We start from the raw sequence: 23,413 nt of genomic DNA on the forward strand, positions 1-23,413 counted from the left end.
ATTATGATGCGCGCCTCTAATTTGTGTAACTACGGGTCATTCAGTTAAGTCACTTTAAATGACCAATGTGGGAGAAAAACAGACGTTGAACGCTAAACAAAATGCAGGACAACCAGTAGTTCGTCTTACTGGAATTAGCAAAAGTTTCGATGGTAAGGAAATCATCGCAAATCTTAACCTTGATGTTAATCATGGTGAGTTTCTAACGATTTTGGGCCCTTCTGGTTGTGGTAAAACGACCGTATTAAGAATGATCGCTGGTTTTGAAAGCGCTGACAATGGTCAGATCATTCTAGACAACCAAAATGTAACTCAAGTTCCTGCTGAGCAAAGGCACGTAAACACTGTTTTCCAGAGTTATGCACTATTTCCCCATATGACGGTGTTTGAAAACGTCGCTTTCGGTCTCCGCATGCAGAAAGTCAATGCAGCTGAAATCGAGCCTCGAGTGATGGATGCGTTACGTATGGTTCGCCTAGAAAAAATGGCTCAGCGTAAACCTCATCAGCTTTCAGGTGGTCAACAGCAACGTATCGCTATCGCTCGCGCCGTAGTGAACAAGCCAAAAGTCCTCTTGCTTGACGAATCCCTATCTGCACTTGATTACAAACTGCGTAAACAGATGCAAATTGAGTTAAAACAATTACAGCGTCAGTTAGGTATTACCTTTATTTTCGTTACTCACGACCAAGAAGAAGCCTTATCGATGTCAGATCGCATCATCGTTATGCGCGACGGTGTTATCGAGCAAGACGGTTCACCACGTGAGATTTACGAAGAACCTAAGAATCTATTCGTTGCACGCTTTATCGGCGAGATCAACGTGTTCCACGCCACCATGATTGAGCGCCTTGACGAAAAACGCGTTCGAGCTGAAATTGAAGGCGTGGAGTCCGTTGTATACTACGAAAAAGAAGCGTCAGCTGGTGACAAACTAACAGTACTACTTCGCCCAGAAGATTTACGTATCGAAGAGATTAAAGAATCAGAACAAGAAGGTATCGTTGGTCACGTTACTGAGCGTACCTACAAAGGTATGACGTTAGATTCTGTCATTGAACTGGAATCTGGCATGCGTGTGATGGTCAGCGAGTTCTTCAATGAAGATGATCCAGATGTGGATCACTCATTAGGTCAAAAAGTCGCTATCACTTGGGTTGAAAGCTGGGAGGTAGTACTCGATGAAAGCCAAAAAGCTTAGCCTTCAGAACGCAATCATTGCCTTAATTGTTGGTTGGCTAACACTGTTTGTGCTTGTGCCAAACGTGATGATTATTGGTACCAGTTTTCTGACTCGCGACGAAGCAAATCTGATCGAGATGACGTTTACTCTCGATAACTATTTCCGATTGCTTGATCCGTTGTACGCCAAAGTGCTATTGCACTCATTTTACATGGCTATTATTGCGACGTTACTGTGTTTAGTCATTGGTTATCCATTTGCTTACATCGTCGCTAAGATGCCAGAGAAATGGCGTCCATTTATGCTGTTTCTAGTGATTGTTCCATTTTGGACTAACTCACTTATCCGTACCTACGGACTTAAAATTGTGTTGGGTACTCAAGGTATTCTAAACCAATCGCTCATGGCGCTGGACATTATTGATAAACCACTTCGTCTTATGTACACAGAGACGGCAGTGATGATTGGTTTAGTCTATATCCTATTGCCTTTTATGATTTTGCCCCTCTACTCGGCTATTGAGAAGTTGGACAACACATATATTGAAGCAGCGAAAGATTTAGGTGCGAACAAGTTTCAGACCATCACAAAAGTTATTCTACCGCTAACAATGCCTGGCATTATCGGTGGTTGCTTGTTGGTGCTGTTGCCAGCTCTCGGTATGTTCTACATATCGGATCTACTGGGTGGAGCGAAGAATCTACTGATTGGTAACGTGATTAAGAGCCAAGTGCTTAACGCTCGTGATTGGCCGTTTGGCGCAGCCACAAGTATTGCACTGACCATTGCGATGGCAATCATGCTCTACGCCTACTACAGAGCAGGTAAATTATTGAATAAGAAAGTGGAGCTAGACTGATGGGACGTACTGTTCGATTTAGCTTTATGACATTGGTGTATGCATTTTTGTATTTGCCAATCGTGGTGTTGATTGTTAACTCATTCAATGCCAACAAATTTGGAATGAAATGGGGTGGCTTTACCACTAAATGGTATGAGACGCTGATCAACAATGACAGTTTAATGCAGGCTGCTTGGCATTCACTAAATGTCGCCATCTTTTCTGCTACAGCTGCTACAATTATCGGCAGTTTAACTGCCGTTGCCCTATTCCGTTACTCGTTTAAGGGTAAAGGCGCAGTTAATGGCATGCTGTTTGTTGTTATGATGTCTCCAGATATCGTCATGGCAATCTCGTTACTGGCCTTGTTTTTGGTGCTTGGCGCTCAATTGGGTTTTTTCACCCTGTTGATTGCTCACATTACATTCTGTCTACCATTCGTGGTAGTCACCGTCTACAGTCGCTTGAACGGCTTTGACGTAAAAATGCTTGAAGCCGCGAAAGATCTGGGTGCCAGTGAATGGACCATTTTAAAACAGATCATTTTGCCACTGGCTAAACCGGCCGTTGCGGCGGGTTGGCTATTGAGTTTCACCCTTTCACTAGACGACGTGATCATCAGCTCGTTTGTGACAGGACCAACTTATGAAATTTTGCCACTGAAAATTTATTCAATGGTAAAAGTCGGCATATCACCGGAAGTGAATGCCTTAGCAACAGTAATGCTGATTGTCTCACTTGTTCTAGTCGTAGCATCACAGCTATTGGCTAGAGAAAAAGTGAAGTAATTCAGTATTTAAAACGAGACAGAATGGGTTAAGCCATTCTGTTTTTCTATCTACGTTTGGTTTGGAGCTAACGTCAATGAAGAAATGGGCTACTCTATTAGCTGGTAGTGCATGTGCGCTTTCTCTGTTCTCTGGTTCAGTGGCAGCGGACGAAAACAAAGAACTGGTATTTATGAACTGGGGTCCTTACATTAACAGTAATATCCTAGAGCAATTTACCAAAGAAACGGGTATCAAAGTTATCTACTCAACTTACGAGTCAAACGAGACTTTGTACGCGAAGCTAAAAACTCATAATCAAGGTTACGACCTAGTCGTACCTTCGACGTATTTCGTAGCAAAAATGCGCGACGAAGGTATGTTGCAGAAGATTGACAAGTCTAAGCTGTCAAACTTCGACAACCTTGATAAAAATTACCTAGATAAGCCATACGATCCTAACAACGACTACTCTATTCCACACGTTGTTGCGATTACTGGTCTTGCGGTAAACACAGACATGTACGACGCGAACGATTTTCAAAGCTGGGCGGATCTATGGAACCCTGAGCTTGAAGGTCAGCTAATGCTAATGGATGACACTCGTGAAGTGTTCCACATCGCTCTGCGCAAGTTAGGTTACTCTGGTAACTCAACTGACCCTAAACAGATTGATGAAGCGTACGCGGAACTTCAAAAGTTAATGCCAAACGTATTGGTCTTTAACTCTGATAACCCAGGTGCTCCTTACATGTCAGGTGAAGTTGGCGTTGGTATGCTTTGGAATGGCAGCGCAGCGGCAGCTCAAAACGAAGGTATGAACCTTAAACTTGTCTTCCCTAAAGAAGGCGGTATCGGTTGGGTTGATAACTTTGCTATTTCTTCTGGTGCGAAAAACGTAGATGCGGCACATAAGATGATCGACTTCTTACTACGTCCAGAAATCGCTGAGCAGATTTCTCGTGACACAGGTTATCTGACAGCCGTTGCTGAGTCTAACGCGAAGTTCAAAGACATCGCTCCACTATTCCCTTCTCAAGAAGATCTTGACCGCGTAGAGTGGCAAGATTCAGTGGGTGACTTGACGGTTAAGTACGAGGAATACTTCCTTAAACTTAAAGCTGGTCAATAAGTCAGCGAAAATTATGAAAATAGGCAGCCTTGGCTGCCTATTTTGGTCTTGGGCTGATATAATTCCGTTTTGTATCTCTTGTTGTCCTAACAAGAAAGTTAACTCACTGCTTAATCAGAGTATTTGGCTTGGATGGGTCTTATGCTGATTAAACAAAGAAAAACGGAAACATAATGAAAAGTAAATTCTATGCAAGCGCACTGTGCGCAGCGACTTTGATCGCTACTCCTGCAATGGCTGCTGATCAAGAACTCTACTTCTACAACTGGTCTGAATACATTCCAAATGAAGTTCTTGAAGACTTTACAAAAGAAACTGGGATCAAAGTTATCTACTCGACTTACGAGTCTAACGAAAGCATGTATGCCAAGCTTAAGACCCAGGGTTCTGGTTACGATCTAGTAGTACCGTCTACTTACTTCGTGTCAAAAATGCGCAAAGAAGACATGCTTCAACAAATCGACAAAACTAAGCTGTCTCATTTCAGTGATCTAGACACTAACTTCCTTAACAAGCCGTTCGATCCAAACAACAATTACTCTATCCCTTATATCTGGGGCGCAACGGGCATTGGCATCAACTCAGATATGCTAGACAAGTCGTCAGTCACAAAATGGGACGATTTCTGGGACAGCAAGTGGGAAGGCCAATTAATGTTAATGGATGACTCTCGCGAAGTGTTCCATATTGCCCTAACCAAACTAGGTTACTCACCAAACACAACCGATCCAAAAGAGATCGAAGCTGCTTACCACGAACTGAAAAAGCTAATGCCAAACGTATTAGTTTTTAACTCTGATTTTCCTGCAAACCCATACCTAGCTGGTGAAGTATCACTCGGCATGCTTTGGAACGGCAGTGCATACATGGCGCGTGAAGAAGGCGCTTCAATCGATATCATCTGGCCAGAAAAAGGCACCGTTTTCTGGATGGATAGCTTAGCGATTCCAGCTGGCGCTAAAAACGTTGATGCTGCACACAAAATGATCGATTTCCTACTTCGTCCAGAGAACGCCGCTAAGATTGCACTAGAGATTGGTTACCCTACTCCTGTAGCGACAGCGCATGACCTACTACCAAAAGAATTTGCTAACGATCCAAGCATCTTCCCTCCACAAGAAGTGATGGACAGCGGTACATGGCAAGATGAAGTTGGCGAAGCGAGCGTGCTTTACGACGAATATTTCCAGAAACTAAAAGTGAATAACTAATCCAAAAATTAGTTTTCAGTTATATACTTAAAAAGCGGCTCCGGCCGCTTTATTTGTATTTGCAGCCCATAGACGCCGATCTAGCAAAGGAGCAGCTATTGAGTATAAATACCAAATATTATCTAGTGTTACTCTCCTCCGCCTTTATTGGGGCCACGACCTTTATTACTACTTACTTCGGCCAGACATTGAATATCGAGTCACGTAATGACTTACTGTTTGAGTCGAACACACTGTTCATTCTACTGTTTATCTACTTTATCCTGGCGCGAAAAGTGGTGACCAACAGATTGGTTAAAATCGGTTTCCTGCTGCTCATTCTTAATCAGGCTTACGACGTCATCACAGAGATAGATGAGCTTGATAGGTGGGCCGATAACAATGACTTCCTTCATACTCTGATTGAAGATGGCAGCCTACAAATTGCCTATCTAATGATCGCATTTGGTATCACTCGTTTAGTGTACGACATGCACAATAGAGCGACCATCGATGAGTTGACGGGTTTATATAACCGTAAAAAACTATCCGAAATTGAATTAGACACTTTTGATTTAATTTATTTCGACCTTGACGGTCTTAAACTGGTCAATGACAGTGAGGGGCATTCTGCAGGTGATCTGTTAATCATACGCTTTGCGCGAGGGTTAAAATCTTCACTACCCAGCCGGGGAAGCGCGTACCGAATTGGTGGCGATGAGTTCGTCGCTGTTGTGCCTGTTGGTCACAGTGATGAACTGATTAAGAATCTGGATAAACAGCTTGAGGAGCGCTCTATCAGTTACAGCTATGGTATAGAGCCACAAACCAGACGGGAAAAATTTAAAGAAGCGTTGATCAAGACCGATCAAGCAATGTACCTAATGAAAAACTCCCAGCGCAATGGCTGAGAGTCTATAGCAAAGATTATCTTAAGCGTGTTTTACATCCGCTTGCTGCAGTGCAAGGATCTCTTCTACCAATTTAGGTACTTCAATACTCGCCTTTCCGTAACGCTTCTCTTCAAACTCACTTTCTACTGCACTCGGTTCCAAGTTGATTTCAATCGTGTGTGCGCCATGCATTTTAGCGTCATGCACGAATCCAGCGGCAGGATAAACGACCCCAGACGTACCGATAGAAACAAACAAGTCAGCAGCTTCTAAGGAGGCATAAATATCGCCCATTTTTAAGGGCATCTCACCAAACCAAACCACATGAGGCCTCATTTGAGCAGGGATCTGACAGCAATGGCAAAGATCGCCGGTATGGATTTCACCCTTCTCTTCAACAACCTGATTTGATTCACTGCAACGCGCTTTTAATAGCTCGCCGTGCATATGGATGACATTATTACTCCCGCCGCGTTCATGGAGATTGTCAATGTTTTGGGTAATAACGGTAACAGTACCTTCCAGCTCCTGCTCGAGTTTGCCCAAAGCAATGTGAGCAGGGTTTGGGTTGATTGTCGGATTTTGTAGCCCTAAGCGACGTTTATTATAAAAGTCTTGCACTAAATCTGGATTACGCTCAAAGCCTTCCGGCGTTGCCACATCTTCTATACGGTGGTTTTCCCACAGCCCATCCTGTGTGCGAAACGTTTCAATACCAGACTCAGCAGAGATTCCAGCGCCGGTTAATACAACGACATTACGATACGGGAGCTTCATACCACATCCTCTTTAGTGTTCATTGAGTTAGCTTAGCATTGTCTGATTCTCGGTATAAGCCAACAAGATTAGACCATGGTCGAAGTTACCGCAGTTTTACCCATTTTTTGTGAGGTTAAACAAAAAGGCAGCCACTTGACTGCCTTCCGAAACACCAATCTTCACGCATTTAATCTTCGTTTGTTGACGAAATTTTGTGAATAGCCAAATCGGCACCGTTAAACTCATCTTCTTCAGAAAGGCGCAGGCCCGTTAGTTTATTGATGACACCATAGACGAGCACGGCACCGACTAGAGCAATAGAAATGCCCGCCAAGGTCCCTAGAACTTGCACTGTTAAACTGACGCCTCCAAGACCGCCGAGAGCACTCTGGCCGAAAATACCTGCCGCTACACCGCCCCACGCGCCACATACCCCATGCAAAGGCCAAACACCCAGTACATCGTCAATTTTTGTCTTGTTCTGTAGGTAGGTAAATAAGTAAACAAACAGAGCGCCAGCGAGTGAACCTGTGACCAACGCACCAATCGGATGCATCAGGTCTGACCCCGCACAAACCGCGACAAGCCCTGCTAAAGGACCATTGTGGATAAAGCCTGGGTCGTTTTTGCCTGCAATTAGCGCTGCTACAATGCCGCCCACCATCGCCATCAAAGAGTTTATGGCCACAAGACCACTGATGCCATTCAGTGTCTGAGCTGACATGACGTTAAAGCCAAACCATCCGACGCATAGAATCCACGCACCTAACGCCAGAAACGGAATATTGGATGGGGCAAAGTTTGTGTGTTTACCCGCACGGACACGACCTTTACGCATACCGAGGAAGATAACCGCAACCAGAGCAATCCAACCTCCGACACCATGAACGACTACAGAACCTGCAAAGTCGTGGAAGCCATAGCCAAACTGTGTTTCAAACCAATTTTGAACACCGTAGTTGCCATTCCAAATCATGCCCTCGAAAAGTGGATAGACCAAGCCTACCGTAAAAAACGTGGCAATTAAAATGGGATATAAACGTGCACGCTCAGCAATACCACCGGATACAATAGCAGGAATCGCAGCGGCGAACGTTAGTAAGAAAAAGAACTTCACTAGCTCGTAACCGTTGCCTTGCGATAAGGTTTCTGCATCGGCAAAAAAATTGGCCCCATAAGCCACCCAGTATCCAATGAAGAAGTATGCGATGGCAGAAATGCCGAAATCGGCAAGAATCTTGACGAGTGCGTTGACTTGGTTTTTGTGACGGACTGTCCCTACTTCAAGAAAAGCAAAGCCTGCGTGCATCAAAAATACCATGATTGCACCGAGTAATAAGAACAGAGTATCTGAACTTTGTGTCAGGGTTTGTACCGCTCCATGTACCTGACTGGCATCTACGCTCATTGTCATTTGTCTCCTTTGTCGCCCAACGTCTGTGCGCTGGGCATTTTTGTTTCACCATATTGGTGAATTGATAGTGAGACATAGCAAGGGCAAGCTTTGTGCCAAATAAATCACATAATTATCAACTCATGTAATTCATTGATTTTACTTATCAAAACGAATTTCTAACGATAAAGGTGTGCAACGAAAGATAAGAACGACGCATAAAAATGCACTTTTTTGGTGAGACCGCACCAACTTAATGCGCTCAAATTTTGTGCACGCAATAAAAAAGCCCTGTTGAACAGGGCTTTAGATTCGCTATAAATTGGGGCCTTTGACTATGTTAAATGGCTGATTTTCTCTAAGCTTTTGCATCCCCTGATACATGCGTACAAACCACAGTAATATCGCAATCGCACCAAACAGCATTCCCACGTAAGGGATGTAGTACGCGATTTCATCGATAACATTGCTGTTGTACCAGTAGTCGTTAACACCGATCAGGACACCATTAGATGTCGCGACTGTGATAATCAGCACCACAAAGAAGGTTAGGTTTAGGAAGAAAGTACGAATCAAACCGTAATAGTGTGAATCAACAATCTCACCATCCTCTCCTTTATCCAAACGATAACCTGCATAGATAATCGCGATCACTCCAGAGATAAGGCAAGTGAATGGAGTAAATATGCTAAGGATATACGCTACCCAAATCCCGTTATTAGGCTTGCTCATCGGCGCGCACTCCTTTCACATCTTGAACGGTTGTTGTTTGTTGTTCCTGCTCTTTCGCCATCATTTCTTGGTACCAAAGATCATGATGTTCTTTTGCCCAAGTCTCATCAACTTCACCGGTGACCATACCTTCTAGCGCCCCTTCCATACCAAACAAACCGATGTAGATATGGAAGACGAAGCCGCAGATAAGGATAAGCGCAGCCAACATATGAACTAAGTTCGATAGCTCCATGTCGCGACGAGTTTGACCGAAGATTGGGAAATCCAACACTAAGCCACTGAACGCGACAACACTACCAACAACGATCAGAAGCCAAAATAGCGCTTTCTCGCCCGCATTCGAAAACTCAGCTGAAGGGTGAGAACCTTTGTGCTTACCAACCATACCTCCAAGCTTCATAAACCAAGCAATGTCCACCTTCTTGAAGGTAGATTTACGCCACCATTTAATCAGCACACATAGCAGCAACACATAGAAAATTGGTCCTATGTAGTTGTGGTATTGTTTAGCCAGCATAATGATGAATCCCCACAGCTCTGTTGGGATATATGGTTTAAGGAAATGCTTACCGTAAACCAGCATTAAGCCGCTAAACGCGAGGGTCAAGAAGGTGAATGCCATACTCCAGTGCAGTGCACGATCAAGCCGAGACCAGCGTTTGATCTTTTTGCCCGTCCGAGGCGCACTTAACATTAGCGGACCAATCACGATATACATCATGGTCACTAATGCGATACTACCGAAAATCGCCACAGCTCCCGCAGGAGACATCCATTTTTCTTTTAAAATGTACCAAGCTTGACCTGGGGTACTAATTAGCATTCCGTGCTCTGGGAACTGAGACGTCGTGTAGCCCACTTCGCCCTGACGAACTTGACGCCAATAATCGGCACCAGCTAATTGCGTCATTTCACGTTGTGCAACATCAGACTCTTTTTGCTCAGCATGCGCAGGCAACGACAAAGCAAAAAGCAATGCTGCCATCAGTGACAGCATCGCAAGAGATGCACGTTTAAACATTGAAAACATGAATCTCTCCACCGTTAGCTTTTCGTTGCGTCATAAGACAGATCATTACCATCTGTCCAGCCCGCGCCCTTGGCTCCACGTTCAACAACGCGTTGACGGAAGATGTCAGAGACCTTTTCTGCATCACCGGCAAGCAGCGCTTTTGTCGAGCATAGAGAAGCACACATTGGGAGCTTACCTTCTGCAATGCGGTTGGCACCGTATTTTTGGCGTTCTTCTACCGAACCTGGTTCAGTTTCAGGACCGCCAGCACAGAATGTACACTTGTCCATTTTACCGCGTTCACCAAACGAAGCTTGTTTAGGGAACTGAGGAGCACCAAACGGGCACGCGAATAAGCAGTAACCACAACCGATGCAAAGATCTTTGTTGTGTAACACGATGCCATCTTCGGTGTGCTCAAAACAGTCAGCAGGACACACGGCTTTACATGGCGCATCGGTACAGTGCATACACGCAACCGAAATCGAGTTTTCACCTGGTTCGCCATCATTGAGTGTGACTACGCGACGACGTTGAATACCCCACTCAAGCGCATCGTCATTTTCGTTCTTACATGCAGTGACACAGCCGTTACATTCGATACAGCGTTTGGTGTCACAAAGGAATTTCATTCTAGCCATCAGTGGACTCCTTACGCTTTGCGAATGTTACATAGGGTGACTTTAGTTTCCTGCATCTGAGTAACAGGATCATAGCCATAAGTGGTGGCAATATTTGCTGATTCACCAATGACATATGGGTCACAACCTTCTGGGTACTTAGAGCGAAGATCTTCACCTTGGAATTTCCCGCCGAAGTGGAACGGAATGAAGGCAAGGCCTGGTTTCACTCGACGAGTCACCATTGCTTTTACGTGAATGCGGCCTTTCTCAGCACCTTCTACCCACACCATATCGCCATCTTTAAAACCAAGGTCATTGGCATCTTTCGGGTTAACTTCTACAAACATCTCTTGTTGAAGTTCAGCGAGCCATGGGTTTGAACGTGTCTCTTCACCACCACCTTCATATTCAACCAAACGACCAGACGTTAATATAATTGGGTACTCAGCAGAGACATCTTTGTCTTGGATCGACTTGTACATGGTCGGTAGACGGTAGATAGACTCACTGTCATCCCATGTTGGGTAATCAGCAACAAGGTCGCGGCGAGGTGTGTACAGTGGCTCACGGTGCAGCGGAACACGGTCTGGGAATGTCCAAACCACAGCACGCGCTTTCGCGTTACCAAATGGAATACAACCATGTTTAATAGCTACTCGCTGAATACCGCCAGAGAGATCCGTTTTCCAGTTTTTGCCTTCTGCCGCGGCTTTCTCTTCTGCTGTGAGGTCATCCCACCATCCGAGTGCTTTGATCAGTTTGTCGGTAAATTCTGGATATCCATCTTCAAGCTCACAGCCTTTAGAATAACTATCTTCAGCAAGAATATTATTGCCTTCAAATTCCACACCAAAGCGAGCACGGAAGTTACCACCGCCTTGAGCAACTGGCTTAGACGTATCATAAAGAATATGCGTACCCGGATGTTTCATCTCAGGTGTACCCCAACACGGCCATGGTAGACCATAGGTTTCACCATGAGCAGGACCACCTTCACCTTCTAACGACGTCTTGTGGAAGGTGTGCCAATTTTGTTGGTGCGTTTTCAAACGCTCTGGGCTTTGACCCGTGTAGCCAATTGTCCACATACCACGGTTAAATTCACGCGTGATGTCTTCGATAAGTGGTTGGTTGTTTTCAACTTTTACGTTTTTAAACAGTTGATCGGAGAAACCAAGCTTCTTAGTCAGAAGGTACATGATTTCATGATCAGGTTTTGACTCGAACAACGGCTCTACCACTTTGTCACGCCATTGAATAGAGCGGTTTGACGCTGTCACACTGCCGTAGGTTTCAAACTGAGTGGTCGCTGGAAGAAGGTAAATGCCATCTGTACGGTCGTTCATTACCGCAGCAACTGTTGGATATGGATCGACGATCACCATCATATCCAATTTCTGCATTGCCTTACGCATCTCGACGCCACGAGTTTGCGAGTTAACCGCGTGTCCCCAGTAGAACATCGCGCGAATGTTGTCATTCTGCTCGATATTTTCTTTGTTCTCTAAAACGCCATCGATCCAACGAGAAACCGGAATACCCATATTGTTCATCGGTTTCTTACCACGGTACTCATTTTGGTCGAATCGATTTTTAACCCACTCGTAGTCAAGATCCCACACTTTCGCCCAGTGTTTCCAAGAACCATCTGCAAGGCCGTAGTAACCTGGAAGCGTATGAGAAAGTACGCCTAAGTCTGTCGCGCCTTGCACGTTGTCGTGACCACGGAAGATGTTCGCACCGCCACCTGACTTACCCATGTTACCTAGCGCAAGTTCCAGTACACAGTATGCACGGGTATTGTTGTTACCTGTGGTGTGCTGAGTACCACCCATACACCAAACAACACATCCAGGACGGTTTTCAGAAAGAAGTTTCGCCGTTTTGTATACATCGGCTTCAGAGACGCCTGTTACGCGCTCAACTTCAGCAGGAGTCCACTTTGCGACTTCCTGACGAATTTCATCCATACCAAACACACGTTGACGGATAAACTCTTTGTCTTCCCACTGGTTAGCAAAAACATGCCATAAAATACCCCAGATAAACGCAACATCTGACCCTGGGCGAAGCGAAACATAGTGATCAGATTTTGCTGCGGTACGTGTACGACGAGGGTCAGCAACAACGATCTTACAGTTGTTTTTCTCTTTCGCGATTAAGATATGCTGCATTGCCACTGGGTGCGCTTCAGCAGGGTTCGAACCGATAAACAGCATCGACTTACAGTTGTGCATATCGTTGAACGAGTTCGTCATTGCACCGTAGCCCCAAGTATTTGCTACCCCAGCTACTGTTGTTGAGTGACAGATACGCGCCTGATGGTCTACGTTATTGGTTCCCCAAAGTGATGCCATTTTACGGAACATGTACGCTTGTTCGTTGTTGTGCTTTGCGCTGCCTAACCAGTAAACGGAATCTGGACCAGATTCTTTACGAATATCGAGAACCTTGTTACCAATTTCTTCGATAGCTTGATCCCAGCTCAGTTTGACCCATTTGCCATTTTCGAGCTTCATTGGGTATTTGAGACGGCGTTCACCATGGCCATGTTCACGCAGCGCTGCACCTTTTGCACAATGTCCACCAGCATTGAACGGGTGGTCAAAAGCAGGCTCTTGGCCTGTCCAAACACCATTTTGTACTTCGGCGTAGATACCACAACCTACAGAACAGTGAGAACAAATCGTTCTTTTGATCTCAGTCTTCGCTGAAGGATCAACAGACTTAGCTTGCGCTTTTTTGATCATTCCTGGTGCGAACAGGCTTGCCCCTACTACGGCCCCGCCTGCTGCAAGGGTACTGTTTTTCATAAAGGCACGGCGTGAAACGCCGAGTTGGTGTTGCTCTTTGCTCACACTATCGGAGCGTTTAACTAGTTTCATTGGTTAGGCTCCTATAGCGTATCGTAGTAGTCACGAATATGCTGAGTTTCGTGATAGCCAGTTTTCTTCACGTCTTGTTTTGGCAATACAGATTCTGAAGCACTAGCCACTTTAGTGGTTCCAGCGACTACCGCTCCAGCAACTGCTGCCGTAGTTAAGCCTTTGAGAAGATCCCTGCGGCTTTGATTTAACTTATTATCGTCTTTCATTATTGCTTCCTTACCCTTATTAGTAGGTATTGCATCGATGTGACGCTTATTGCTGAGCTTGCTCGTACTCAGTCACGTTCTTAACATCAATTTTTAATTTGTTTTTTCCACTTTGTAGATTTTCACTAAAACGCACTTGCTCAAGGGTCATAAATGCGTCAGTTAATTCGGCAACAGCCAGGTAAAAATTGGCGTGCTGAGCAGCCTTGATCTGTTTCGTTAACGCGTTAAACCACGTTGCTAAGTGCTTATTGAAAAATACCTGTTGCAGCTCTTCATCTTCAGCGGTAAGTACAGACATCACTTCACAAAGGGCAGAGAAGTGATCTTCTGGCTCTTTGACTTGCTCTTCGCGCTCTAGACCAAGAATTGCAAGATCGTGACGAATCGAAGCCAATGGTTTTTCCATCAGTGAACCCGTAAGATGCCAAGAGGCGAAAGGCATCACTTCACCACGACCAATACCAATGAATAATTCTTGGTACTCATCGTTTAACGCTTCTTGGTTAGATTCTCGGGCTGCGTTTTGCAAACCGATCCAAGCGGACTGCATTTCGCTTGCACTCTGTTCAATCTCCAACTCACTGAGAAAACTCACCATCTCTTCTGATGGCGCCTGACGGAATAGTGCAGATAGCACAAGGTAAATTTCAGCGCGTAGAGTTTGTTGTTGATTTTCCATTGCTTTCTACCCTAGTAATTCAGTTGTTTAGTTGGGTCTTCCGCCATCGATTCGAACATATCGACAACACGACAGTCTTCACACATCGCAATTCTGTTTAGCGAAGCTTGGTCTGAAAAATGAGAGTGACCGCGTAACTTATTTTGAAGCATGTCAATCATTGACTGTGGGGCAAACGGCTTTTGACAACGAATGCATTCCGCGGCTTTTTCTTGATGGATTACCGTCGCTTGCTGACGACTCGCCTTGTCCCAGTTCATACGTGTCGTCATCGTAAGCGCCTGCTCTGGACACGCTTTAGTACATAAACCACACTGGATACAGTCTTGTTCGACGAACTTGAGCGACGGAGAGTCACCGTCAGTATGCAACGCACGAGTTGGACACACGGCCACACAACTCATGCACAGAGTACAATCACTCGATTTGCATGAAATATTGCCGTAAGGGGCATTGGCCGGAAGTTCAACAATGTTTTCGACCGGAATTCTTGACTGAGCAAGCGCATCTAAAGCCGTAAACAGTCGTTGACGCTTATTACCCGGCAAATCACCCAGTGCGAGGTCAAATGAATCCGTGCATAAAATCGGAGCACCTTCGCGTAATGACTCTAGGTATACGATGTCGATGGTTTCTTTCGCGATACCGATTTGAGCCAGCAGTTCTTGTGCGACTGCAACTTCATTGTTGAGGACTCGTTGAATCGTTTCAGGCATGAAACGGCTCGCGGCGAACAGCACTTGCGTTGCGCCATTTACTAATGCAGCAAACCAAGAATCGACGCCAACAGACGGCAACTCTTCAACAACGATAGGGATTACGTTATCAGGTAGCGCCTTAAGTGCTATCACGTTGTATTGCTCGTGACGAGAACTACAAATCAGTACGATCGGATCAACACCACCTTCTGATTCATAATTTGCTAAGGTTCGTTCGATGAATTTTTGTGTATCTTGTGGATTCGGTAACGCATAGTGAATTGCTTCTGTCGGACAAGCAGTGGCACAAGTACCGACGCCTTGACATAAGTAAGGGTTAATCTCAATGCGATGACCGGTTTTATCACTGCCTTCGCTCGACAACGCACCAGCAGGACAGGCGTCAACACATCTCTCGCAACCTTTTACACCACGAGAGCTATGCGCACATTTGTCTGTATCCAAACGGAAAAATTTGGGTTTATCAAATGTCCCCATCAGCGTCGGAATTTCTTCTAATGCTTCAGCCAGTTTTGGATAACCTCTGCCAACTGGGTAATAACCAGGGACAGGAACCTCTTCACTCATGCAACTGTTGAGGCACAGATCCAAAACGATATCAAAACAATCATGATTTAACGCGACCTTAGCCAGATTGCTCTCTAGGCCGTTGTTTTCGATTAGCACCGAAAAGGTGCCCAGGAATCCTGATACTTGAACTGTGTTAGCGTAATACAGATTCGCGTGTTGACCTTGTTCGCCATCAGTAGAAAGCAAGGTTAGGCTATTCATTTGACCCAATTGAGCAGCAGCGCTTTCGATGATTGAAGTCGGACCGACGATAAGCGTATTACCACCACTCTCGTAACTTACCGTGGGAGGAATTAAGTTCGTTAGTTCAACCGTGTTCTCAAATGCATAAAGACGCGCTTTACCATTGGATGTTGACGATGATTCTTGTAGTAGTTGTTTTAGCATTGCTCAGTTCCAGTTAGAACGGAATATTCACCTGCGCTCTTAATTGCAAATGCTGTACCAACTTTTATTTACATTAAAATCAATGAATTAGAATATTTCCTTATCTTTATTGGTGACAAAAAAACAGAGTGAGACAAATTGTCCCACTCTGTTAATTGATGGTTTAGTCAAAATGTACCTATTTATTGTGTGGTATATTTTGTCCCATCGATTCTCGCTCAAGTTCTGACTCTTGTTCAACGTCTTCGGGTTGAATCAAGGAATCTTGATCGGTTAGCTGGTAATTATTATCCAGTTCAGAAGACGGTTTCGGCTCTTCTTCGCGTGCGTTGACCCATTCGCGAAGTTTGCTGGCGACTTCTGAAGAGAGATTCTTAACCGCTTTATAGTCATGATCGTAATCATTGAGCCCGTCAATTTCACTGAATTGCCCTGATAAAAAGAGTTTGCGTAACGCGGCCTTTTTGACCGCTGACTCGACCTCTGAAGTCAACAAAGACGCGACGCTGAGCTCAGATTCACTCGCTTCTGCACTCTGTTGTTCAGGGATGTCTGGCGCAAGTTCCAGTGAAGAATCAGCGTTATCTGGCAAATTTGTACTTTCACTTGATTCAACCAACTCAGGCTCAGAACCTTGCGCATCGAGTTTACGTTGTGACCAGCGACTTAGGAAACTAGTTGCCACTTGCTCTACCCGCCCCTTTACGCTTTTTACGTCTTTCTTCTAGCAGTTCACCATGACGACCAATATACGCCTCCATCCATGCTTGTACCGCAAGCGGCATGTCATTAGAAAGCACTAGGTAATCGCCATCCATGTATTGGCCAGCAACACTTTGCGAGGCTGTGAGTATGACAATATTAGGATCGTCTTCGGACTCCATAGTATCAAGAACCAAAAATAGCTTAGGTTGTTGAGAACTCAGGTTAAAACGGTAATCCGTTCTTTCATCCCGATGCAGTTGCAGAGCAATGACTCTCTGGTGCGACTCATCTGGCTGTAGATCAAAGCTTGAAAGTTGCCACTGCGTCGTCGTCCATAGTCCGGTACTAATTTCATGTGCGATTAAGTTGCACCCGATTGACCATAAATCTTCGGACTTTTCTGTTTTAACGGACATAGTTTGCTGTTCTGGCATAGTTCACCAACTTGTACACTGTTGTTTGTCAGGTTTGGATTGTGTAATTGATACAATCTGGGTTTTACTTTGCAATATTTGTACCTAGTCCTAAACAATGCGATTCCCTACCCTTATTATAGAGGCGGAACATTATTTGCAAGCAGCACTCCGCGAATGCGGATAGATCGAATAGGATAACTCTGTGGTTAAACCAAACATTATTAAAACCAGTGAAAACCCAATGCAGACACTTGAAGTTGAAGTGTTTGATGAATACGGTGAAAAGCTCACCAAACAGATAGCTTGCGAACGTCCTTTAACCGTCATGCTTAACTGGAAAGAAGTGGTTACCTTGATGACATTAGGATCACGCCCTGAGTCACTCGTGCTTGGCTATTTAAAAAACCAGAGTTTTATTTCCGATCCACAGGCATTGGAATCTGTGATTATTGACTGGGAAACGCATACCGCAGCGGTAATCACCAGTGAAGACACTCAACAAGTCGAGGGCGCACTGAAGAAAAAAACCGTCACATCAGGTTGTGGTCAAGGCACCATGTACGGCAATGTGATGAAACAACTAGAAAACTATCAAGTTCCTCAAGTCAAAATTAAGCAATCAGAAATATACTCCGCGCTCGAAGCCCTGACTCACTACAACGACACCTATAAAAAAGCCGGCGCCGTTCACGGTTGTGCGGTATGTAAAGCCAATGAGGTTCTTTCTTTTGTTGAAGATGTAGGCCGTCATAACGCAGTTGATACGCTAGCCGGTGAAATGTGGCTCAATGAGCAAAGCGGTGATGACAAAATTTTCTACACCACAGGTCGCTTAACCTCAGAAATGGTGATTAAAGTTGCTCAAATGGGAATTCCCGTGCTTTTGTCCCGTTCAGGAGTGACGCAAATGGGGTTAGATTTGGCACAAAAATTTGGAATTACCACCATAGCTCGAGCCAAAGGTTTGAGGTTCCAGGTATTTACCGGCGCAGATAAAATGGAGTTTGACGTAAAAGGCAATCCAGCAAGTTAACCGATACTGGCAAAACACCTCCCATGCGCCCTTAATTTTATATTTCCCGACATAAAAAGAGTTGCGGGCAATGCGAGAGCAAGTGAAGCGTTACATTCTGCCAGAACGAAAAAACGGCCCAAATCAAGGGCCGTTCGTATAAGTAAAACTCTACCCTGTTCGTTCCAAACACGTTAAGTGATAGGAGTTATCCGCAAGGAGGCTTTTACTTGTCTGGCTGGAGAGAACTATCCCTCGATACCACGAGCTTTAAGGAATTCTGAATACGTTCCTTTGAAATCGGTAATTTTGTTGTTCTTGATTTCAATAATTCGAGTAGCCAGTGAGTCTACAAATACTCGGTCGTGCGAGACGAAGAATAGTGTGCCTTTGTACTGCTCAAGCGCGTTGTTAAGCGATTCGATCGACTCCATATCCATGTGGTTGGTCGGCTCGTCCATTAACAGCATATTCGGTTTGTGCATCATGATTTTGCCAAGCAACATACGACCCTGTTCACCACCAGAGAGTACTTTCACTGACTTTTTGATGTCATCTTGAGAGAACAGCATACGACCAAGGAAGCTACGGATAACTTGTTCATCATCTCCTGCTTGACGCCACTGGCCCATCCAGTCCATCAGATTCATATCTTCTTCAAAGTCATGAGCATGATCTTGAGCGTAGTAACTGATGTTAGCGTTTTCTGACCACTTAAATTCACCTGTGCGAGGCTCTAGTACACCCGCTAATGTATTAAGTAGTGTGGTTTTACCGACCCCGTTCTCACCGATGATAGCGACACGCTCACCGACTTCGAATATAGCATTGAAATCACTAAACAGATCGTCTTCAAAACCTTGGCTCAGATTTTCAACAATCAGTGCATTACGAAACAACTCTTTCGATTGCTCAAAACGAATAAATGGGTTCTGACGGCTTGATGCTTTAACTTCTGCCAGTTGGATCTTGTCGATCTGCTTAGCACGAGATGTTGCTTGTTTAGCTTTAGATGCGTTAGCCGAGAAACGTGCAACGAATGTCTGTAGTTCAGCGATCTGAGCTTTCTTCTTCGCATTATCAGACAGTAGACGATCACGTGCTTGTGAAGCCGCGGTCATGTACTCATCGTAGTTACCCGGATAGATTCGTAATTCACCGTAATCCAGATCCGCCATATGCGTACATACAGAATTTAGGAAGTGACGGTCGTGCGAGATAATGATCATCGTACAGTTGCGTTGGTTTAGGGTATCTTCTAACCAACGGATAGTGTCCATATCCAAGTTGTTGGTTGGTTCGTCAAGCAGCATGATATGCGGGTCTGCAAACAGAACCTGAGCAAGTAGAACACGTAGCTTCCAACCAGGTGCGACTTCGCTCATCAATCCGTAGTGTTGTTCTTCTGGAATACCCACAGCAAGAAGCAATTCACCCGCCTTAGAATCAGCCATGTAGCCATCCATTTCAGCGAACTGAACTTCCAAATCCGCAACTAACATGCCCTCTTCTTCGCTCATTTCTGGCAATGAATAGATGCGGTCACGTTCTTGCTTAACTTTCCAAAGTTCTTTATAGCCCATGATAACCGTATCGATTACCGTGAACTCTTCATAAGCGAACTGGTCCTGATTCAGCTTTGCCACACGTTCGTTAGGATCGTAACTTACGTTACCACCAGTCGGCTCAAGTTCTCCGCTAAGGATTTTCATAAAGGTTGACTTACCACATCCATTGGCACCAATCAGGCCGTAGCGGTTACCTTCACCGAATTTTACCGAAATGTTTTCAAACAGCGGCTTAGCGCCAAATTGCTGAGTGATATTAGCTGTACTTATGATAGGACTATCCCCCTAATGAATTAGCCTTAAAAATCAATTAGATATGACTAATTACCAAATGTATTGATGTAAATTTGGCGCTATTGTAACAGGTAAGAAGTGTGAACTACATAACATGTTGCAGATATATCAAAAAGGAGCCGCTAATCGCTTAACAGCTCCTTCGATCTATTGGTAATACACAGTGGGTTTAGAAGGTAACTCGGCCACCCACTGAAACTCGCGCATTGGTCAATGTTGTGTCGATTCCAATTATCTTGCCAGTAAGGGCTGTGTACTCGACACCGACATACCCGTACTTGAAGATTGTCGCTCGCGCACCGATACCCGCAGTCAGACCAGACATCGACGCGTCAAAACTGAATTGCGAGTTATCTTTGATGTTTGCCTTCTCCCAACCAATAGAGCCGTATGGCTTGATTGAAAACTCTTTTTCATCATCAAAGAAGAAGGTATAGCCAAATTCACCCGCCGCTCGAATATCGTCGTAGTCAGAGCCGTTATCATCCCCTTTGCTGTATGAGAAGGTGGTACCGAATACTCGGTTAAAATCGAAGCCAACTTCTACCCCATCCATATCACCTTTGACCGTCGTGTCCTGAATGTTATTGCCTGAGAATTCAAGCTCTGAGTTAACCGTCTGGAAACCGAAACGCGGTCCTGCGACATCTAAGTTTATAAAGTCTGAAGCGAACGTTGAACCAGTGACTGCCATCAATGCAGTCGTTAGAATTATCTTTTTCATGCTGAGTCATCCATTTTATATATAAGTTATTTTGAGACTCAAAATTACAAAATTTCTCTATCTGTGTATTTACATTAATCAGTAAAGTGACATTTCAAAATTGAGCATTTACTCTACTCGCGCACTAGTGTACTAGCTCGCATTGTAGGGCATTCTCAACTGAGCTAACTTATTGAATCAACGCCGGTAATTAACTGCATTGTAAAGATTGTCTCAATTAGCGGATCACTATTATTAATGACATCGGTATGACACTTGACGCAAAGTTAAGAATATAGTTTTGCAGCTTAAATAAGTGGGTGTTTCACTCGCTTTCATTTCTAAAACTACTAAACTAACTCTAACCTCATAAGTTATAAGAGATTTTTATGCGTTTAATCGTACGCTTTTTATGTATGGCTAGCTTGATTACTGCGCTTCCTGCTTTGGCAGCTTGGCAGTATGATCTCCAGGCAATTCCTCAGGTGGACAGTGTCAGCAGTGACATTGAACAAGAAATAGCGAACCTTCCTGAAGCTTTGTTTATGACGGCTCAAGATAGAAGAAAGGTCAATCAGCTACTTGATGCCGTTCTTACTGAGCAACAAAAACAGATTGATCATTTCCAGAAAAACCTTGCGACTTTCCGAAAACATGGGGGGGACGATGCGTGGTTTGACACAGAATCCAGTTATCTGACGTTAACCAGTCTTGGCAAAAGTAAGGAGCAACTGCTTGTCCTGACCGATTCAGTTAACCGTGACAAGCTGACGGGGTTTGGTCCTTACGGGGTAACTCAGTTTAAACAGGAATGGCATCAAACCCAGCTTAATCTTGAATATTGGATCTATTTTCAGCTGCGCAGTTTTAAATCACTGCTTGGCGAAGTCTTGATCTCACCGATTCCTGTCATTTGGGCTGGGTTGAAAGTACTGTTTATCTATTTTGGTCTGGTCTGGTGGCTAGCAAACAGCAAGCGCTTGATTCGCCTTTTCAAAGAAACTCAGCTTGAGTCGAATGCTAAGCCTGCATTGTGGGTTCGCCTTATCTGGTACATCAGTCGCGCTAACAGAGCGATCGCTTTCTTGATCGCGATTACCTTATCACTGCGTGTACTTTCTGGTATTCCAAGTCTTCAGCACCTGATTATCTTAGAGATATTTACTTGGTGGGTGCTCGGTGGCTCGATAGCGATTAGCTTTATTCTCGAGTTTGCGTATCGCAATAGTCGCTCATCTAATCCAGAAGTTGTTGCCTTGAGGCTATCGACCATTCGACGCTATGTCTGGAGCGCCATTGTTGCTGGTGTGATCTTACAAATCTCTATGCGCACCCTCGGTAAAGGAACCATTTACTATTGGATATATAGCGCCCTTTACGCTTGGTTTGTCTTGGTGACCTTATCGATTTTGCGTTTGTGGCGTAGCAAGGTATTCGCAACGGTTGAGCCCTTAACTGACCGACCAGTATGGGTTAACTGGGCAGTAAGCCGTAAAGATGCCTTGCTGCTGAGTATTCCTGCGACAGCGATGGCAATGGTGTGGTTAATCATTCACCACTTCAAACATAGGCTCGTCTCTGCGCTTTCAAATTACAGTTTTTTCAGTCAAGCACTCGCCTACCTGTTCCGTATTGAGGTCGCTAAGCAAACTGGAAACAACAACGGCCAAAGCAACTTAGTGCGTGTTAAAGGTAACGACACGTTTGAGTACGTTTCACCTGGGAGCTTTGACAGCACCATCATCGACTATGCGGGTGATGAAATTAAGCAGTTGTCTAAGTATTTGATGAGCGACAGTCCGGCGATATGCGTAGTGTCGGGTGAACGTGGCGTTGGAACCACAACACTCCTGCGTGGGCTTCTTATGAAAGTGAATAATGCCGAGCCAATGTATCTAAGTTGTCCTTACTCTGGGTACAGCGAATTGCTCGCGCATTTGGCCGTTAGCCTTGGTTTAGAAGAAGACGCGACAGAGATCCAAATATTGTCCCAATTGCGAAAAAGTGACACCACTTACTTAATTGCCGTGGACAACGCTCAACGACTGGTGAAACCAATGGTCGGTGGGCTAACTGACCTGATTCGTCTTACTAACCTCTTGCGCCGTTCAAAAAAGAACCATCGCGTTGTTATCGCAATTGAGAAAGCCAGCTGGCGTTTTGTCGATCGCGCTCGTGGTGAACGTCTGCTGTTTGATTTGGTCTCTTTTCTGCCTCGTTGGACAGAGAAACAGATCCATCTGTTACTCGATACCCGAATCAACCAACCTGAACAGAAACAGATTTCATTTGAGGGCTTAGTGGTTCCAAAACAGTGGGATCAGGAAGAAGTCACTGAAGAAGAGCGTGCTAAACAAGGGTTCTATCGAATTCTATGGCATTACTCTGATGGCAACCCTACCGTCGCGCTGCGCTTTTTCAGGTTGTCATTAAACCGCGATAAAGAGACGGAGCAGGTTTATATTCGCCTATTCCGCGCACCTGAATCACAAGAGTTGGAGAAAATGCCCAAACCTATGTTGGCTGTGCTGCGCTCTATTGTTCAATTGGAGATCGCTTCTCCAGAAATCCTGTCCGAATGTACTCAGTTGAGCATTGCCGAGATCACCGGCACACTGCGTTACTTCCAGAGCCGTGGTTATATTGAGTGGCTAGAAGACAAAGCGCGTGTTTCCGATCACTGGTTCCGTCATATAACCAATGTTCTCGATCGTCAGCATTTATTGGTGAAGTAA

21 protein-coding genes are annotated in these 23,413 nt (G+C 44.8%); 8 read left to right on the forward strand and 13 right to left on the reverse strand.

Annotated features, from left to right (window positions below; translation table 11 throughout):
* The first annotated feature begins 67 nt into the window (after window positions 1–67).
* The 6 genes from potA (at window position 68) to ACQEXT_RS08185 (ending at window position 6,024) form a co-directional block, all read left to right on the forward strand.
* Window positions 68–1,201: a spermidine/putrescine ABC transporter ATP-binding protein PotA gene (potA, locus tag ACQEXT_RS08160; RefSeq protein WP_426951493.1), complete on the forward strand. Its 1,134-nt coding sequence runs from the start codon at window positions 68–70 to the stop codon at window positions 1,199–1,201.
* On the forward strand, window positions 1,182–2,042 hold the full coding sequence (gene potB / locus ACQEXT_RS08165) for a spermidine/putrescine ABC transporter permease PotB (RefSeq protein ID WP_138971897.1): 861 nt from the start codon (window positions 1,182–1,184) through the stop codon (window positions 2,040–2,042). The genes potA and potB overlap by 20 nt, the downstream gene beginning before the upstream one ends.
* Complete coding sequence (gene potC / locus ACQEXT_RS08170) at window positions 2,042–2,812, forward strand: spermidine/putrescine ABC transporter permease PotC (protein ID WP_138971898.1); 771 nt, start codon at window positions 2,042–2,044, stop codon at window positions 2,810–2,812. Before potB ends, potC begins: the two co-directional genes overlap by 1 nt.
* A 76-nt stretch (window positions 2,813–2,888) precedes the next feature.
* Entirely contained in the window at window positions 2,889–3,923 is a 1,035-nt protein-coding gene (locus ACQEXT_RS08175; protein ID WP_269376471.1) for an extracellular solute-binding protein, read from the forward strand.
* Between the two features lie 173 nt (window positions 3,924–4,096).
* Window positions 4,097–5,134, forward strand: coding sequence for an extracellular solute-binding protein (locus ACQEXT_RS08180; protein WP_426951438.1), 1,038 nt, complete (start codon window positions 4,097–4,099; stop codon window positions 5,132–5,134).
* Between the two features lie 98 nt (window positions 5,135–5,232).
* Entirely contained in the window at window positions 5,233–6,024 is a 792-nt protein-coding gene (locus tag ACQEXT_RS08185) for a GGDEF domain-containing protein (protein WP_426951439.1), read from the forward strand.
* Window positions 6,025–6,045: 21 nt separating this feature from the next.
* On the opposite strand, the gene cobB is transcribed toward ACQEXT_RS08185, so the two are convergent.
* The 11 genes from cobB to ACQEXT_RS08240 all read right to left on the reverse strand — a co-directional run bounded on the left by cobB (window position 6,046) and on the right by ACQEXT_RS08240 (window position 17,119).
* A complete protein-coding gene (gene cobB, locus ACQEXT_RS08190) occupies window positions 6,046–6,783 on the reverse strand; it encodes a Sir2 family NAD+-dependent deacetylase (RefSeq protein ID WP_426951440.1) in 738 nt (245 codons plus the stop codon).
* Window positions 6,784–6,952: 169 nt separating this feature from the next.
* A complete protein-coding gene (locus ACQEXT_RS08195) occupies window positions 6,953–8,173 on the reverse strand; it encodes an ammonium transporter (RefSeq protein WP_426951494.1) in 1,221 nt (406 codons plus the stop codon).
* A 300-nt stretch (window positions 8,174–8,473) separates the two neighbouring features.
* On the reverse strand, window positions 8,474–8,890 hold the full coding sequence (locus ACQEXT_RS08200; protein ID WP_426951441.1) for a hypothetical protein: 417 nt from the start codon (window positions 8,888–8,890) through the stop codon (window positions 8,474–8,476).
* Window positions 8,877–9,923 (reverse strand): formate dehydrogenase subunit gamma, encoded by a 1,047-nt coding sequence (locus ACQEXT_RS08205; protein WP_426951443.1) that lies wholly within the window; start codon window positions 9,921–9,923, stop codon window positions 8,877–8,879. The genes ACQEXT_RS08200 and ACQEXT_RS08205 overlap by 14 nt, the downstream gene beginning before the upstream one ends.
* Before the next feature lie 14 nt (window positions 9,924–9,937).
* Window positions 9,938–10,546 carry a formate dehydrogenase FDH3 subunit beta gene (gene fdh3B / locus ACQEXT_RS08210; RefSeq protein WP_006878919.1) on the reverse strand — a complete coding sequence of 203 codons (609 nt, stop codon included), beginning with the start codon at window positions 10,544–10,546 and terminating at the stop codon, window positions 9,938–9,940.
* Window positions 10,547–10,557: 11 nt separating this feature from the next.
* Window positions 10,558–13,413 (reverse strand): formate dehydrogenase subunit alpha, encoded by a 2,856-nt coding sequence (locus ACQEXT_RS08215; RefSeq protein ID WP_138971904.1) that lies wholly within the window; start codon window positions 13,411–13,413, stop codon window positions 10,558–10,560.
* Between the two features lie 11 nt (window positions 13,414–13,424).
* On the reverse strand, window positions 13,425–13,622 hold the full coding sequence (locus ACQEXT_RS08220) for a twin-arginine translocation signal domain-containing protein (RefSeq protein ID WP_138971905.1): 198 nt from the start codon (window positions 13,620–13,622) through the stop codon (window positions 13,425–13,427).
* 46 nt (window positions 13,623–13,668) lie between these two features.
* Entirely contained in the window at window positions 13,669–14,304 is a 636-nt protein-coding gene (locus ACQEXT_RS08225) for a TorD/DmsD family molecular chaperone (RefSeq protein WP_426951444.1), read from the reverse strand.
* Between the two features lie 11 nt (window positions 14,305–14,315).
* A complete protein-coding gene (locus ACQEXT_RS08230; protein ID WP_426951445.1) occupies window positions 14,316–15,980 on the reverse strand; it encodes a 4Fe-4S dicluster domain-containing protein in 1,665 nt (554 codons plus the stop codon).
* A 178-nt stretch (window positions 15,981–16,158) separates the two neighbouring features.
* A complete protein-coding gene (locus ACQEXT_RS08235; protein ID WP_426951446.1) occupies window positions 16,159–16,665 on the reverse strand; it encodes a DUF3306 domain-containing protein in 507 nt (168 codons plus the stop codon).
* Window positions 16,655–17,119 (reverse strand): DUF3305 domain-containing protein, encoded by a 465-nt coding sequence (locus tag ACQEXT_RS08240; protein WP_426951448.1) that lies wholly within the window; start codon window positions 17,117–17,119, stop codon window positions 16,655–16,657. The genes ACQEXT_RS08235 and ACQEXT_RS08240 overlap by 11 nt, the downstream gene beginning before the upstream one ends.
* A gap of 184 nt (window positions 17,120–17,303) precedes the next feature.
* On the opposite strand from ACQEXT_RS08240, the gene fdhD reads away from it, so the two are divergent.
* Window positions 17,304–18,134, forward strand: coding sequence for a formate dehydrogenase accessory sulfurtransferase FdhD (fdhD, locus tag ACQEXT_RS08245; protein ID WP_331416305.1), 831 nt, complete (start codon window positions 17,304–17,306; stop codon window positions 18,132–18,134).
* Window positions 18,135–18,361: 227 nt separating this feature from the next.
* Here fdhD and ACQEXT_RS08250 read toward each other — a convergent pair whose 3' ends face one another.
* Complete coding sequence (locus ACQEXT_RS08250) at window positions 18,362–19,954, reverse strand: ABC-F family ATPase (protein WP_138971911.1); 1,593 nt, start codon at window positions 19,952–19,954, stop codon at window positions 18,362–18,364.
* A gap of 190 nt (window positions 19,955–20,144) precedes the next feature.
* Window positions 20,145–20,699, reverse strand: coding sequence for an outer membrane beta-barrel protein (locus ACQEXT_RS08255; RefSeq protein WP_138971912.1), 555 nt, complete (start codon window positions 20,697–20,699; stop codon window positions 20,145–20,147).
* A gap of 368 nt (window positions 20,700–21,067) precedes the next feature.
* Here ACQEXT_RS08255 and ACQEXT_RS08260 point away from each other — a divergent pair, with 368 nt between their 5' ends.
* The gene (locus ACQEXT_RS08260; protein WP_426951449.1) at window positions 21,068–23,413 is read left to right on the forward strand and encodes an AAA family ATPase; all 2,346 of its coding nucleotides are present in this window, start codon (window positions 21,068–21,070) and stop codon (window positions 23,411–23,413) included.

The organism is Vibrio sp. TRT 29B02, assembly GCF_050113655.1.
Lineage (GTDB): Bacteria > Pseudomonadota > Gammaproteobacteria > Enterobacterales > Vibrionaceae > Vibrio.